This window comes from Pseudomonas sp. UM16, assembly GCF_050312595.1.
Lineage (GTDB): Bacteria > Pseudomonadota > Gammaproteobacteria > Pseudomonadales > Pseudomonadaceae > Aquipseudomonas.
In genome coordinates this window covers 40,365-54,891 of record NZ_JBNPJT010000026.1, presented here as the reverse complement: position 1 = coordinate 54,891, position 14,527 = coordinate 40,365, and the positions used below count along the sequence as shown (strand labels likewise).

Below are 14,527 nucleotides of genomic sequence, written 5' to 3'. Positions count from 1 at the left end.
CGTGGAACTGCTCGCCAGAGATGCCACAGTAACCGGCTACCCAAGGGCTGGATAGGTGGGGTTCATGGATCGCACTCGATTGATCCGCCATAGCAGCCCGGTAATCGCCACGGCGGCCTTCAGCGGCAAGCTGCGCGGGCTTCCGGCACGCCCGGCCCAGTGCCAGTGGTTGGAGAAAAACTGCTGGCAGCTGACGGCCTCACTGGCACTGATGTGAAATATCTGCCCCAAAGCCTGAGGCAGGCCAGCAGCCAGCATCAAACCATCGAGCAGGTCATCGATGTACACAGGCGTGAACATGCCGCGGCCACCGTCGGGAAGGATCAGCATGCCCGACTTGGCCATTTTCAGCGGTTCGCTGAGCCAGGCCCGGGAGCCGGGGCCATAGACATCGCCAGGACGAACGATAGTGCAGCCGATCTCGCCAGCACTATGGGCGGCCAACACCACATGCTCGCTGGCGCCCTTGGCCACGCCGTAACGGTATTCATTTCCGATCACCACGTCGCATTGCTCATCGGCCTGGTCAGGATACTGCCAACCCAGCGCGGCGATGGATGACAGCTGGACAAAACGCGTGGCCCCGCCGGCAATGGCCACGTCCAGGCAATTACGCACACCCCGTACCGACACCTGGCGATAACGTTGCCAGGATGCGGCAAGCGAGACGATCGCTGCGGTGTTGATGAACAGTTCGCAACCTTTGGCATGGTCACGCCAACCTTGCGGGTTGCACAGATCGCCGGCCACCACGTTGTGCGTCGGGTCGGCGTTAAGATCCATGCCGCGTACGTCACAGCCAAGGGCCTGGTAACGTTTACGCAGGGCCTGGCCGATAAAGCCACTGGCACCGGTGATGAACACGGAGCGGGGGATAGGGGGCACTTGCCCCTCAGCACCGTTGGGGAGATTGGCTGGGTTCATCGATAAATTCCAGAAAACGCGCGAGTGAGGCCCGCCCGCAACGCAACCGCGGCGGGGCGTTCATGAGCTAAAGGTCAGGCGGTGGTATAGCGCGCCTGCGCCGGGCGGATATAGCGCGCCGGTTGCATGCCGCGTTCGCGCACCAGCCGGTCAATTAGTTGCATGATGTCGCTGGCGTCCATCAAGCCGACGTAGTTGCCGTCCTGGTCGAAATTGATATTGGCGCCGTGCACCACCATGAAGGTGTCGGTCAGTTCGGTATTGTCTGCCGGGGTCGAAAAGGTATGCACCGAGCCCCCGGGCTCGAACAGGTAGCAGCCAGCGGTTTGTGGCTGGTCTGGGTATTCAAGGTAGTTCCAGCGCCCGGACATCGTGTACAGGTGCACGGCACCGGTGTGGTAGTGGCAGGGCAGGGTAACGCCTGGGTGGAAGATTACCCGCAGCACCCAGGTGCCGACGCTGGGGTCGAGGAACAACGGTTGCACATCGACGCCGGGGAAGTACGGGGCCAGGGCATCTTTGAAGATTGGCAGGCGGTTGGTGTCCAGCGACAGCAAATGGTCGTGTTCGTAGACGGGAGTTGGCATTGTCATTGTTGTTATCCTCAGCGGCTGTTGTAGATCAATCAAAAAGCGCCACTGATGGTAGGCGCGCCAGGCGCGGCGCGGCTTTGTAAATCATGCTAATGATCATCCATTTCGCGCCACGCCCAAGGTGGCTGGCATTTGACTTGAGCCGCGCTTGTCTCGACTATGTGAGCCTTGCATTTCAGTACTTCCAATAACTTTAAAGCGCCTGAACATGCCTCATCTGACCCGTGCTTCAGCACTCGCCGGCTTCACCGAATTCGCCTGCAGCCAGCAGCTTGACCCCGAGGCCTTGCTCAACCATGTTGGCCTGTTGAGCGATGCCCAGGACAACCCCAACAACCTGATCAGCTACGACAAGTTCGTGCACCTGCTCGAGCATGCCGCCAAGGTTGCCAACAATCCCCTGTTCGGTTTGCAGTACGGCTTGTTTCAAGGTGTCGACATCTTTGGCACGTTGCGTTACCTGATCCGAAATGCGCGGAGCGTGGAGCAGGCGCTGCACGACCTCAGCCACTACTTTCATATGCACAACAACAGCACTGAAGTGCTGTTGCAGCGTAGAGACGGCCAGACGGTGCTCAGTTATGTGTCGAGTATCGCCAGCCACCGCGGGCAATTGCAGATCGACGAGTTGGCCATGGGCGTCGGCCAGCAACTGATGCAGGGCCTGCTGGGCAGCCAATGGCAACCGCAGGCGTTACTGATCAAACATGCCCCGTTGGCACCGAGTAGCCACTACCGTCAACTGCTGGGTATTTGCCCGCAATTCAACGCGCCAGACAATGCCTGGGTGTTCAGTGACAGCTTGCTGGCCATGCCAGTGCCCAACGCCGATCACGCACTGCATGAGTTCATGCGCAAGCGCCTGGCACAGTTGAGTAACCGCAGTGAGGGGGGATTCGCCGGTCAGGTGCAACGTCTGCTACGCAGCTTCCTCCCGGATGGACGCGTCACGCTCGACTACATTGCCGAAGTCATGCACTTGAGCCCGAGAACTTTGCAGCGGCATTTGGCCAACGAAGGCACTTCGTTCCAGAAACTGCTCGACCAGACCCGCCAGCACATGGTCCGCCACTACCTGTCGGAGCCCGACATGAGTGTCTGCCAGCTATCAGAATTGCTCGGGTATGCGGACCAGAGCGCCTTTGCCCGGGCATTCCAGCGTTGGTACGGCATGAGCCTGACGCAATGGGCCAGGCAGCAAGAAGGCAGTGCCAACTGATACCGGTCGGCGGATATGTTCTGTGCTGTCCTGAAAAGATAAGGCAGTGGCACGAAATGACAAGACATCTGTCCGGCAAACAGTGAAAGTAGGTGACCAACAACAAAAAACTTCACCATCCCGGCCATCGCCAGGATGCAGGAGCTTCGTTATGCATCACTATCTGCTTTCCCTGCTGGTCATCGGCTTTGTCGGCATCGCGACCGCGTTGCCGCCATCACCTCCTGCCCATTCACACGCTTACAGCGTCAGTCACTACCTGCCCAAAGTCACCGAAAGCGCGACGTTCAATCGTTTTTAAAAGCAAGCAGGCTGTGCCGAACGGCGCCGTGGTGGTAGGCTTTTCGCCCTTGATGCCACCCCTACGATACCGTGCACGCAGGTCAGCCGTTTTCGATGATCCTCAACCTCGCTGTATTTCTCTGCACCCTGACTGCCATGGAGGGCATCGGTTACCTGGCGCATCGGTACATCATGCATGGCTGGGGCTGGTTCCTGCACCGTTCGCACCATGAACCGCACTTGGGCGCGTTGGAAACCAACGATATTTACCTGCTGGCGTTGGCATTGATTGCCTTTGCTTTGGTGGCGCTTGGCCGTGCCGGACATGCGCCGTTGCAGTGGGTTGGTGCCGGAGTGGCGGCCTTTGGGGTGATCTATGTGGTTGTCCACGACGGCATCGTGCACCGGCATTGGCCGTTCAAGCCGCAGCCGCGTAACCGTTACCTCAAGCGCTTGTACAAAGCGCATTTGCTCCATCATGCGTTGAAGGGCCGGGAAAACAGCGTGTCGTTCGGTTTTTTGTACGCGCCGCCGCTGCATCGGCTCAAGCGTCAGCTGAGCGCACGCCGTCAGCGCTGACACCGCTGCGCAATTTCGTACAAGATTGATCGACGCCTTAGGCGTAGGCTGGAGCTCTTCCCTACATGGAGTAAACCTTTGAGCCTGCATATCGAAACCCCGCTGCTGGCCTCCCACCCGCTCAGCCTGGCCAGTGGCCTGGACATCTGGCTGAAACTCGACGCCTTGCAGCCTTCCGGCTCGTTCAAGTTGCGCGGTATTGGTGCGGCCTGCGAGGCCTATGCCAAGCAAGGCAAGCGCCGTTTTGTGTCTTCGTCCGGGGGTAACGCCGGGATTGCCGTGGCGTATGCCGGTCGCTGCCTGGGCCTGGCGGTTACCGTCGTGGTGCCGGAAACCACCACCGAGCGCGCCAAGCAACTGATCCGCCAGGAGCAGGCTGAAGTCATTGTTCACGGCAAAGCCTGGCACGAGGCCAACGCCCTGGCGCTGTCGCTGCTGGGCGACGACGATGCCTATATCCATCCCTTTGATGACCCGCTGCTCTGGCAAGGCCACGCGACCATGATCGATGAAGTGGCGGCCAGCAACTTCGCGCCTGATGCGGTGGTGGTCGCGGTGGGCGGCGGTGGTCTGCTTTCTGGCGTATGTGCAGGACTGGCACGCAACGGTTGGGGGCAGGTGCCGGTATTTGCCGTGGAAACCCAAGGCGCCGCGTCCCTGGCGGCGGCCATGACGCAAAAACAATGGATTGCCCTGGATACTGTCAGTACCGTAGCCACTTCGCTGGCGGCCAAACAGGTCTGCCAGCGTGCCTTTGAGTGGAGCCAGGAACGGCCGGTGTACAGTCATGTTGTCAGCGATCAGGAGGCACTGGATGCCTGCGAGCGCTTCCTTTCTGATCATCGCGTGCTGGTTGAACCGGCCTGTGGCGCAGCACTGGCCTTGGCGTATGCTCCCAGCGATGCGCTCAAACGCTACGAAAAAGTCTTGGTGATCGTCTGCGGTGGCGTAACCGCAACCATTGACCAGATCCGCCAGTGGCGGGCGGCCTGCTAGTTGGATAGCGTTGTTCACCAAGCCCCCGGGCATCCAGGCGTACGCTTGATCGATGCCCGTTACCAGCAATTTGCCTTTCCTCGGCATTTTCACCTGGAATATCACATTGGCTTGATCGTCACGGGTCAGCAGCGTTATGCCGCGGGTGGCGAACGTCAGTTGGCGGGGGCAGGGGACATTCTGCTGATGGCACCGGAGCATGTTCATGACGGTGCCAGCGCTGATGACCAAGGGTATGCCATCCGCATCCTGACGCTTGATCCCAGCTGGCTGACTGAAGTCAGTCGCGACCTCAGCGACGGTCGCCAGGGCTTGCCGACCCTCAGCGCCAAGCAACTGCGCAATCCGCAGCTGCAACAGCTGCTCAATGGCTTGCATCATCAGCAGGATGCGCTGGCCTTTGAGGGGCAGCTATGGGAAACCCTGGCGCTGTTGCTCGGCATGGGCTCCAGCCTCAGCGTCCGCGACCCTGGCAACGGTTTCGATCCACAGCGTTGGCGATTGTTACGCGATTGGCTGGAATCGCGCCTCGACCAGCCGCCGAGCCTGGAAGAAATGGCGGCGTTCGTCGACTTGAGCCCTTGGCAACTGCTACGGCGTTTTCGCAACCATTGCGGCCTGCCACCGCAGCAATGGCTGACTCAGCTGCGCTTGGAGCGCGCCTTGCCACGGGTGTTGGCGGGGCAGCCGTTGAGTGCGATTGCCCTGGACCTGGGCTTTTATGATCAGGCGCATTTCAGCCGTTTGTTTCGCCGCACTTACGGCGCGCCGCCGCGTGGGCTCAAGGTGGTGAAACGGTAATCACAGTGGAGCCTGAGAGCGGCCCCGGGGCAACTGTTCCGTGGGTGCTCAAGGTCGAGGTGATATCGAGCCTGGTGCTTTACACCGTCCAGCGCATTGTCAGGCAGGTTTTAATGGTTGATTGTGGGATCGCCCTTGATCTCGCACTGCAGCACCGATTCCAGGGTGCTGTGCAGCGCAGTTGCGTAAGGTTTTTTCAATGTCATTACTCTTAACTCAAGGCAAAAGTCAGGAATAGCGCCGAAGCGGTAAAGTCGGTGCTGGGCAACGCCGCGCCGGTAAACTTGACCGGTGCAGCTTCCAGCACGGGCGGTGTCGATGCGTAAACATCGACTTCCCGGGGTTCATTAGGAATCAGTGCGGTACCACCCAGCAGTACTCTGATACCCAGGTCGTTCACCGAGGTCTTGAGCGCGGCAGGGTCGCTCAACGTATCGCGGTTCACTTGTACCAGCAGGGTATATTGGCCGGGCATAATGAAGTTGGCCGAAGCAAACACCGCAAGATCAAGGTTCTCGCGATCCTTGACGTCGAGTACATCGGAGTTGAATTGGAATTCTTCGGCCGCATTTGCCCACGCCGCCACGCAGTACAATGCAGTGGTAGCCAGTACCTTACGATGATCCACGTGACTAAATCCTTGAGCGCTACTGCACAATCAGTATCGGCAGTTCAGAAGTGCTGAATACTCAGCTTGATCGTGGCGTGATAACCGCCCGCTTCCAGTGCATGCCCGCTACCGACGAGGGTCAGCGAGTAATTAAGCATCAGCATGTCCGCAGACGGTGTGCTGTGTTCAAGTAGCATGCCAGGTGAAATCAACTTCCCTTGTTCATCTTTTATCTGTAATGCAATGCCTCGGGCGGCGCCCTGAACACTGAAGTGTTTGCCTTCACGTTCGCTTTCGAACGTCAGCCGGAAGCGTTGTGAATGATCACCATCGGCGCTTGAATTCGAAGCAATGCAATCGCTGATGTAAATGTTCAAGGTTTGTTGATCAGAGGTGGCGCCGCGCACCAGTCCGCCAAGTGCAGTAGGTTTGAAAGCGACGGCCTGATTGGCATTGCCTACACGGCGTGCTGCACGCGCTGTCGACAATGCTCCCGACCAGTTGCACGCGCCCCTTTTGCGCACCGCCAGGTAATGGTTCAGTGGCACGAGCGGGCTCGCCAAGCCCGAACAGCGCCAGCGGTATCAGCAGCACTGCGGTTGAGCGAATCATCTAAACCTCCACAAGCACCCCGGAGCACGCACTGGGTACGTGCTTCGGGTCACCTCAGTAACGATGCGTGTTACTGATAGTCGAGGGTGAACTTGGCGGTGGCGGATTTCATCGTGCCAAGCTCACAGCCGATCAGGTCGATTTTGAATGGAGTCAGACTCGAAGCCCCGGTATCTGTGTACCGTTGAGCTGGAGTAAGTCTAGGAGTGAAGATGGGAAAAGTGAGCAGGACGTTGCCGACGCGACCATAGGAAATTTCCTACAGGCCTTCAGCGCTGCCGATTAAGGCGTCAGTGCATTGCGCTTGGCGAACTCGGCAAGTTCTACGACCGAAGCAGCGCCCAGTTTTTGCAATAGACGGGTTTTGTAGGTACTGACCGTCTTGTTACTGAGAAAGAGTTTTTCACCGATCTCTTTGTTGGAGTATCCCTGGGCCAGGTACTGCAGTACGGTAACTTCCCGATCAGTCAAGGATTGTATCTGTTCAAGCTCAGTGAGCTTATCTGCCGGATTGACACTGTCGTAGGTCAATGAAGGGAAAAAGTTATAACCCGACTCCACTGCCTTGATCGCGGTAATCAGGCTGCCGAGGTCTTCTTCTTTATTAATGAAGCCGCGGGCGCCGAGCTGGATGCAGCGCCGGCAAACGGCGTCGGCGGTTTGCGATGTCAGCACCAGAATTTCACTGCGCACATTAAGCGCCTTGATACGGCTGATCACCGTGAGGCCATCGAGATTGGGAATACCAATATCCAGAATAACCACTTGCGGGGTCAACTCCCGGACCAGTTGAACGGCATCCAGGCCATTGTCGGCTTCGCCCACTACACGCATACCGTGCTTTTCCAGCAGGACCCTGACGGCAAGTCGAATTACCGGATGATCGTCGACGATCAATACGCTATGCATAGTTTCAATTAACCTTGTTTCTGGCTTGTCTTGGGGCTGGGTCACGCCAACCGTGAAAGATTAACACCATTGACGAGGTTGGGCAGAGTCCTCGCTTCAGGTAGCAAGCCTTCGGAAATTTCTGAGGGCGCATAGGAAAAGTCGCATGGTGCCAGCCACCAGCCGTACACACACTGACCCCCCCTTTGTGCGTAGAACAAAAATGCAAAACTTGACTGTGCTGGTGTTGGAGGATGAGCCCTTTCAGCGACTGGTTACCGTGACAGCGTTGGAAAAACTACTGTCGGGCCCGATTTTGCAAGCAGCCAATGGCGACGAAGCCATTGCGATCCTGGACCGCTGCGCCGAGGTCGGCATTGCCCTGTGTGATCTGAAAATGCCCGGCATGGACGGCCTGGCATTCCTGCGCCACGCCAGCAGTCTGGGCAAAGTGCGTGCAGTGGTATTGTGCAGCGAGCTGGACCCGATCCTGCGTCAGGCAACCATTACGATGATCCATTGCCTTGGGCTGATATTCCTCGGCGACTTGGGCAAGCCCTTCATGAAGGGGTGGAAAATGCTGAACAACAAGCCCGCCTGATCGAACTCGGCGGCACCTATGCCCAGGGTTATCTGTTTGCGCGCGCAATGCCGCAGAAGCTTTTGTCGATTACTGCACAGAGCAGGCGGGGCGCAGTTGATCGAATTAAATGGGCCGCTTTGAGCTATCATTCACACAGCCATGACCGCTGTCCAACAGCGCATTCTATTCGCTAATGAATACCTCTCACATGGCTAACTCAGTCTTCAGGCACCTTCGGTTTCCCTCACACATGTATCTACGTCCTATTTGGCTTTCCATTTGCCTGTTCGCGATCAGTGCCTCATTGCAAGCCGCGTCGTTACCGCTGCCACCGCAAGTGCTGTCCAGTCAGTTGCAGATCGACCGTCATGACATCGCGATTTCCACTGACGACTGGCACTGGTTGCGGCACAAGGGTGAAATCAGGCTCGGCGTATCGCCCAGTGAGTCCGCGCCGTTCGCGGTCAATGCCGAAGACAACCAGTACGAAGGCATCAGTGCCGATGCAACCGCGCTGGTGTCGCAGTTGCTAGACGTAAAGGTCAAGATCGTCCCTTTCGCCAGCGACACGCAGGCGCTGCAGGCCTTGCAGGCGGGCAGCATCGATATGTTCAGTAGCCATGGCAGTCACCAGCCACGGGAAAACCTGATCCTCAGTACACCCTATGCCCGGGACCGGCTCGCGCTGTTCAAGCGTAGCGCCGAACCCCGGCATTCGCCCATCGACCTGGCGGGACTGCGCGTGGCAATCACGGCCGAGCACAGCGAGGATTTACGCAAGCGTTTTCCACGCGCCGACTTTCGAGTGTATGCCGACCACGACAAAGCCATCGCTGCGGCATCGTTCGGCCAGGCCGATGTCTATCTGGACGACCTGTATAGCGCCTACTACCGGATCAACCGCTCGTTCTACGGCTTTGTACGCTTCGAGCGTTTTACCGATTTGCCAGTGGGCGGCTACAGCTACGCCTTGCGCGCAGACAACACCCGACTGCAGCAATTGCTCAATGTGGCAATCGGCGCTATCGGTGAAGAGAGGCTGCGTAACCTGGCCAAACGCTGGGTCGGCAACAGTTTCATCCCCAGCGAAGAGCCCCTTAACCTGACCAATGAGCAATTGCGCTGGATTGAACGGCACCCGGTTGCACGGCTGGTGATCAATGACGACCTGGCACCCGGTGCCTATTTTGACTCCAGCGGGGTATTTTCCGGCGGCATCGCTGATCTTCTGGAAGTGGTGACCCTGAGTACCGGGCTGCATTTTCAGGTGACATCGCGCGGCGGCGGTTTTCCGCAAATGATTGATGCCGTTAAAAAAGGTGAAGCGGACCTGGCGATCATGACGGTCAGCCCTGAACGTGAAACCCAGCTGCGCTTTTCACGGCCTATAATTGCTGGGCCTTTTGTGTTGCTCAGCACTGTCGAGCAGCAAGGCAAACTCGACAGTTTGGCCAACAAACGCGTAGCTATTCCGACCGGGCACGTGGCCATCCGACAGCTACGAAAACGCTACCCTGATGCGCAACTGGTCGAGGCGGGCGGATCGCTCGATAGCATGAACCTGCTGTATGAAGGCAAGGCCGATGCCGCCGTCGTCGCGCTACCCGCAGCGCGTTACTACATAGAGCGCCTGTTTCGCGACAAATTGGCGATCAACTTCATGTTGGATGTTGGGCCGGGCGAGGTCAACTTTGCCATGCGCCGCAGCGATGCCGAACTGCAGTCGATTATCGACAAAGTCCTGCAGAGCATTGCCCCGGATGAACTCAACGCGATTTCCAACCGCTGGCGTTCGCCGCCCGGGATGAGCGGCCAGACCTGGCGTGATTACGAGCGCGTCATCAGTGAAGTCATTGCCGCCGCTGGCGTATTGCTGTTGCTCTCTCTGGTGTGGGTAGTCTATTTGCGCCGCCAGATAAAAGCCCGCCTCAAGGCCGAGCAGATGCTCAGTGATCAGTTGCAGTTCGTTCAAACCCTCACCGATTGCATGCCGCCGCCCCTGTATGTGCGGGATATCAACGGGCGGATGCTGTCGTGCAACCGCAGCTACCTCAGAGCGGTTGGCCTAAGCGCCGAGGAGGTATTGAACAAGACGGTGCGTGAGCTGCCGATGGAGCATTTCGAAAGCATCCCGGACTTTCACCAGCATTACCTGCAAGCCATACGCGACGGCCAGACAATCGAGTCGGTACATCAAATTCAGGCCAACGGCAGGGACATGTGGATCGAGCACTGGGTACAACCCTTTCAAGACTCGCGTGGGGTGACCAAGGGTGTAATCTGCGGCTGGCTGGATATCACCGAGCATCGCCATTTGGTGCAGCAGTTGAAGGAAGCCAAGAATCAGGCGGTGGACGCCAGTCGGGCCAAAACCAGTTTTCTGGCGACCATGAGCCATGAGATTCGTACACCAATGAATGCGGTTATCGGCATTCTGGAGCTGGCCCTCAAACGTGCTGACAGCGTTCCCATCGACCGGGCCAGCATCGAGATCGCCTACACCTCGGCAAAAAGCCTGCTGGAGCTGATCGGCGACATCCTCGACATCGCGCGCATTGAGTCCGGCCGCCTGAGCCTGTCGCCCCACCGCGCCAACCTGCGTGAACTGGTCGAATCGGTGGCGCGTGTATTCGAAGGGCTGGCGCGACAGAAGCGACTGAAGCTGATCTTGGAAATCGATTCAAGCATCAATTGTGATGTATTGGTCGATGCCCTGCGCTTCAAGCAGATCCTCTCCAACCTGGTGAGCAACGCGATCAAATTTACCGAGGAGGGTGCAGTCAAGATCAGCATTGCGGGTGTGTTGATCGACGCCAATCTGATCAACATCCGGCTTAGCGTTGAGGACAGTGGCGTTGGCATCAGCCCGGCTGACCAGCAGCGCCTGTTCCGTCCCTTTGTTCAGGTTCGGCGTAATGTGCAGCCCAACGAAGGCACCGGTCTGGGCTTGGTGATCTGTCGCTCGCTGTGCGAAATGATGGGGGGCAGGTGAGCATGACCAGTGCGCTGGGCCGGGGTACGCGGGTGGATGTCGAGCTGCGTCTTCAGGTGCTCGAATGTATCAGCGTCGCTTTCACACCGGCACTGGTAAAAACGGGTCAGCGTTATCGCTTACAGGTGCTGGTGGTCGATGATCACCGGGTCAATCGCCAGGTGCTTCATCAACAGCTGAGCTTCCTCGGTCATGATGTCAGGGAGGCAGAGGATGGCAAGGAGGCCTTTGCACGCTGGCAAGAGCAGGCATTTGATGTCGTCATCACTGACTGCCATATGCCAATCATGAACGGTGTCGACCTGACCCGTGCCATTCGCCAGGCTGAACATCAAGGTGCTATGCCGGCTACGGTAATCATCGGCCTGACTGCCGATGCGCAGCCCGAAGAGATTGAGCTGTGTATTGAAGCGGGCATGAATGAATGCCTGATCAAACCCATAGGGCTTGATGAGCTGGACGCTCGCCTGATGGCTTACCAGCACGCTGAAGCGGAGCAAAGCCTGACCGGGGAATTGTTGGTCGCCGGCCCCGCCACCTTGCAATTGGTCGACCTTGGCCCGCTGGAGTTGCTGATCAGCAGTGAGCCGGTGAAGTTTCGGCAAATACTCAATGAGCTGATCAACAACAATCGCAACGACTGCCAACGCTTGTCGACCTTGTTGCAGGAGGGTGATACCGACAAGATTGCCGAACTGGCGCATCGCATCAAAGGTGCTGCGCGGGTTGTCAAAGGTGAACAGCTGGTCGAGCGTTGCCGCCAATTGGAAGCGGCATGTCTGGACCCGCAGGCCACGTTTGGGCAAATCCAACAAGCGGTGGAGCAGGTTGAAGTGGCTATTAATGCGCTTGAGCAGGCGCTGTTGAGCCTTCACGACTAGCCAGTTCCGCGTCCTAGGACATATCCTACGTAATCTGTCGGCTTCAGTAGCTTGCCCGGGGCAAGTCTTCACACTAGGCTCGCTCGGTCACTGATGTTCAGTGATCGGGTTTGGCGACCCGGGAAAAGATACTGACAGAAAGCTTCCATTCTTAATGGTGGCTATGTGTGGGAGGGCTTCGGCCCTGCCGGGTTTTGCCAGTGTCTTCCGGTTCGCCAACCTGCACATAGCTGCCACCCAATCGTTTGGCGACGGTGTAGTGGCGGCTCCTTTAAAGACCTGGAGTTGACCATGAAAAAGCCCGTCCCCGATCCTCCCAGCCTGCACCTTATCGAAACGGTCGAAACCACCGTCCCCGGTTGCCCGGAACATCCGCCGTTGTTCAGCGTACGCGCCGGTATCAGCGCGGAAGATACCCTGGTGCATGCCTTGCTCTATCTCCGATGTGCCCGCACCACCGTGCTCGAAGCCGTTCAATACGCTAGCAAAGAAGGGCGCGGCTTTGTCTGGTCTACCCAGCATTCGGTGGAGATGGCCATGGCCTTGCTCGATGCCTTGCTTGACGGCATCGAAGCCCGACAGATACCGGCTGATTAGATCGCAGGAGCGGATTAACCCGCCCCTATGGGTTACTCGCGAGGCACTGCAGCGGCGCCCAGAGCGGCGTCGTTTCCGCGGCTCACCCACCAGCCAAACCCTGCCGCGGTAAAGAACATGATCAAGCTGTAAATCGCCGCCGGTATCGCCATGGTCGCGTTATTCAGCAGGCCAGGTGCCAGGGCCAAGGCGATGGCTAACGTACCGTTGTGAATACCGATTTCCATACCAATGGCAATCGCCTGACGCTTGGGGATCTTCAGCAGGCGCGGCAACCAGTAGCCAATGCCCAGGCTCAGCAGGTTGAACAGCAGCGCCGCGCCGCCGACCACGGGTGCATAGTCGACCACCGTCTGCCAGTCCTTGACCATCGCCAAGACGATAGTGAACACCAGAAACAGCGCGGCAATGATTTTCATCGGCCGTTCCATGCGCGCTGAAAATCCTGGCGCCAGGCGCCGGATCAGCATGCCCACGGCCACCGGCACCAGGACAATCGCGAACACTTGCAGCACCTTGGTGAACTGCAGGGGGATCGCTTGATCGGCAGTCATAAAGTACGCCAACGACAGGTTCACCAACAGCGGCATGGTCAAGATTGCAATCAGCGAGTTGACCGCAGTCAGGGTCACGTTCAAGGCCACGTCGCCGTGAGCGAGGTGACTGAACAGGTTGGCCGTGGTGCCGCCAGGGGAGGCCGCCAGCAACATCAAGCCCACCGCCAGTGCGGGGGCGAGGCCGAAACCTTTTGCAATAAGAAAGCAGATAAAAGGCAGCAGGAGGATTTGGCAGGCCAGGCCGATGAGTACCGGTTTGGGAAACTTCACCACACGGGCGAAGTCGGCCAGGGTCAGGGTCAGGCCCAACCCGAGCATGATGAACCCCAAGGCGAGGGGCAGAAACGCACTTAGCAGCGGTGATGCAGTCATGTCGCAGGCTCGCAAATAAGGGATGAACGGCAGTGTAGGCGAGGATTTCAGTCCTCGTAGTACGAGTGCTTCTCATCACGCTCCTGCGTCAAGCCGTCGCGCTTGTCGACCCCGTCCTCAGGCAGTAGCATTCGCGCTTTACTCAAGGATCCGACTCCCGATGCAGTTCCAGCCAGGCATTCTCGCCGCCCCCGTTCCCGCACAAGCCCGTCATCTGTTCTTCACCCTGCAATCGCCGGCCGCACTGCCGGGCGTGCTCGATACACTGCTGCAACAGGTCGATGGCAGCCGTGTGGTAGCAGGTTTCGGTGCGCCGCTGGTGCAAGCGTTGGGTCGTAGCATTGACGGTCTGCGCTCATTCCCGCAGCTCACCGCCGCAGTTGATAACCCATGCACCCAGCACGCGTTGTGGTTGTGGCTGCGCGGCGATGACCGAGGCGAGCTGTGGCTGCTCAGTCAGGCGCTGGAGAAGCTGTTGGCACCGGCCTTCAGCCTGGCCGAGGCGACAGATGCTTTCCGCCACAAAAGCGGTTTTGATCTGACCGGTTATGAAGACGGCACCGAAAACCCGATTGAAGATGACGCTGTGGACGCCGCTATCGTTGCCAGCGAAGTGCCGGGCCTGAGCGGTTCGAGCTTCGCAGCCTTCCAGCTATGGCGCCATGACCTGGACAGCTTCAAGGCGCTGCCGCAAGCCGAGCAGGACGACATTATCGGTCGGCGCAAGGCGGACAACGAAGAGCTCGACGACGCACCGGCGTCGGCCCACGTCAAACGCACGGCCCAGGAAAGTTTTGACCCTGAAGCGTTTATCGTGCGCCGCTCGATGCCGTGGGCCGACCAGCGCGGTGCCGGTCTGGCCTTCCTGGCCTTCGGTCATAGCTTCGATGCCTTCGAGGTGCAACTGCGGCGCATGAGCGGCCTGGAAGACGGCGTGGTCGATGCCTTGTACCGCTTCAGTCGTCCGCTCACCGGCGGTTACTACTGGTGCCCGCCGATCAGCGCTCAGAGGCTGGACCTGAGCGCGCTGCTGGGCTGAGG

Annotated in this window: 15 protein-coding genes and 1 pseudogene; 10 read left to right on the top strand and 6 right to left on the bottom strand. The window is 58.5% G+C overall.

Annotated features, from left to right (window positions below; all coding sequences use genetic code 11):
- Positions 1-36: 36 nt before the first annotated feature.
- Entirely contained in the window at positions 37-924 is an 888-nt protein-coding gene (locus ACQRAX_RS23705) for an NAD-dependent epimerase/dehydratase family protein (protein WP_412041476.1), read from the bottom strand.
- A gap of 74 nt (positions 925-998) precedes the next feature.
- Positions 999-1,517 carry a 2,4'-dihydroxyacetophenone dioxygenase family protein gene (locus ACQRAX_RS23700; RefSeq protein WP_101293560.1) on the bottom strand — a complete coding sequence of 173 codons (519 nt, stop codon included), beginning with the start codon at positions 1,515-1,517 and terminating at the stop codon, positions 999-1,001.
- A gap of 208 nt (positions 1,518-1,725) precedes the next feature.
- Here ACQRAX_RS23700 and ACQRAX_RS23695 point away from each other — a divergent pair, with 208 nt between their 5' ends.
- The 5 genes from ACQRAX_RS23695 to ACQRAX_RS23675 all read left to right on the top strand — a co-directional run bounded on the left by ACQRAX_RS23695 (position 1,726) and on the right by ACQRAX_RS23675 (position 5,394).
- On the top strand, positions 1,726-2,736 hold the full coding sequence (locus ACQRAX_RS23695; RefSeq protein ID WP_412041475.1) for an AraC family transcriptional regulator: 1,011 nt from the start codon (positions 1,726-1,728) through the stop codon (positions 2,734-2,736).
- Between the two features lie 151 nt (positions 2,737-2,887).
- Positions 2,888-3,037, top strand: coding sequence for a hypothetical protein (locus tag ACQRAX_RS23690; protein WP_412041474.1), 150 nt, complete (start codon positions 2,888-2,890; stop codon positions 3,035-3,037).
- 95 nt (positions 3,038-3,132) lie between these two features.
- Positions 3,133-3,597, top strand: coding sequence for a sterol desaturase family protein (locus tag ACQRAX_RS23685; RefSeq protein ID WP_412041473.1), 465 nt, complete (start codon positions 3,133-3,135; stop codon positions 3,595-3,597).
- Positions 3,598-3,675: 78 nt separating this feature from the next.
- Positions 3,676-4,593: a pyridoxal-phosphate dependent enzyme gene (locus ACQRAX_RS23680; protein ID WP_412041472.1), complete on the top strand. Its 918-nt coding sequence runs from the start codon at positions 3,676-3,678 to the stop codon at positions 4,591-4,593.
- Positions 4,594-5,394: an AraC family transcriptional regulator gene (locus tag ACQRAX_RS23675; RefSeq protein WP_412041471.1), complete on the top strand. Its 801-nt coding sequence runs from the start codon at positions 4,594-4,596 to the stop codon at positions 5,392-5,394. It begins immediately after the preceding gene.
- A 211-nt stretch (positions 5,395-5,605) separates the two neighbouring features.
- On the opposite strand, the gene ACQRAX_RS23670 is transcribed toward ACQRAX_RS23675, so the two are convergent.
- The 3 genes from ACQRAX_RS23670 to ACQRAX_RS23660 form a co-directional block, all read right to left on the bottom strand.
- Positions 5,606-6,022, bottom strand: coding sequence for a FimD/PapC N-terminal domain-containing protein (locus tag ACQRAX_RS23670; protein WP_412041470.1), 417 nt, complete (start codon positions 6,020-6,022; stop codon positions 5,606-5,608).
- A 44-nt stretch (positions 6,023-6,066) separates the two neighbouring features.
- Complete coding sequence (locus tag ACQRAX_RS23665) at positions 6,067-6,552, bottom strand: fimbrial protein (RefSeq protein ID WP_412041469.1); 486 nt, start codon at positions 6,550-6,552, stop codon at positions 6,067-6,069.
- 346 nt (positions 6,553-6,898) lie between these two features.
- Positions 6,899-7,525 carry a response regulator gene (locus tag ACQRAX_RS23660; RefSeq protein WP_412041468.1) on the bottom strand — a complete coding sequence of 209 codons (627 nt, stop codon included), beginning with the start codon at positions 7,523-7,525 and terminating at the stop codon, positions 6,899-6,901.
- A gap of 202 nt (positions 7,526-7,727) precedes the next feature.
- Between ACQRAX_RS23660 and ACQRAX_RS23655 the strand changes: the two are divergent.
- The 4 genes and pseudogenes from ACQRAX_RS23655 to ACQRAX_RS23640 all read left to right on the top strand — a co-directional run.
- A pseudogene (locus ACQRAX_RS23655) lies at positions 7,728-8,066 on the top strand (response regulator); the annotation flags it as partial.
- A gap of 271 nt (positions 8,067-8,337) precedes the next feature.
- Positions 8,338-11,079 (top strand): transporter substrate-binding domain-containing protein, encoded by a 2,742-nt coding sequence (locus tag ACQRAX_RS23650; RefSeq protein ID WP_412041467.1) that lies wholly within the window; start codon positions 8,338-8,340, stop codon positions 11,077-11,079.
- A 2-nt stretch (positions 11,080-11,081) separates the two neighbouring features.
- Positions 11,082-11,960 carry a response regulator gene (locus tag ACQRAX_RS23645; RefSeq protein WP_412041478.1) on the top strand — a complete coding sequence of 293 codons (879 nt, stop codon included), beginning with the start codon at positions 11,082-11,084 and terminating at the stop codon, positions 11,958-11,960.
- Between the two features lie 291 nt (positions 11,961-12,251).
- A complete protein-coding gene (locus ACQRAX_RS23640; RefSeq protein WP_412041466.1) occupies positions 12,252-12,557 on the top strand; it encodes a DUF6124 family protein in 306 nt (101 codons plus the stop codon).
- A 32-nt stretch (positions 12,558-12,589) separates the two neighbouring features.
- Here ACQRAX_RS23640 and ACQRAX_RS23635 read toward each other — a convergent pair whose 3' ends face one another.
- Complete coding sequence (locus ACQRAX_RS23635) at positions 12,590-13,486, bottom strand: bile acid:sodium symporter family protein (protein ID WP_412041465.1); 897 nt, start codon at positions 13,484-13,486, stop codon at positions 12,590-12,592.
- Between the two features lie 160 nt (positions 13,487-13,646).
- Here ACQRAX_RS23635 and ACQRAX_RS23630 point away from each other — a divergent pair, with 160 nt between their 5' ends.
- Positions 13,647-14,525: a Dyp-type peroxidase gene (locus ACQRAX_RS23630; RefSeq protein WP_412041464.1), complete on the top strand. Its 879-nt coding sequence runs from the start codon at positions 13,647-13,649 to the stop codon at positions 14,523-14,525.
- The last annotated feature ends 2 nt before the right edge of the window (positions 14,526-14,527 follow it).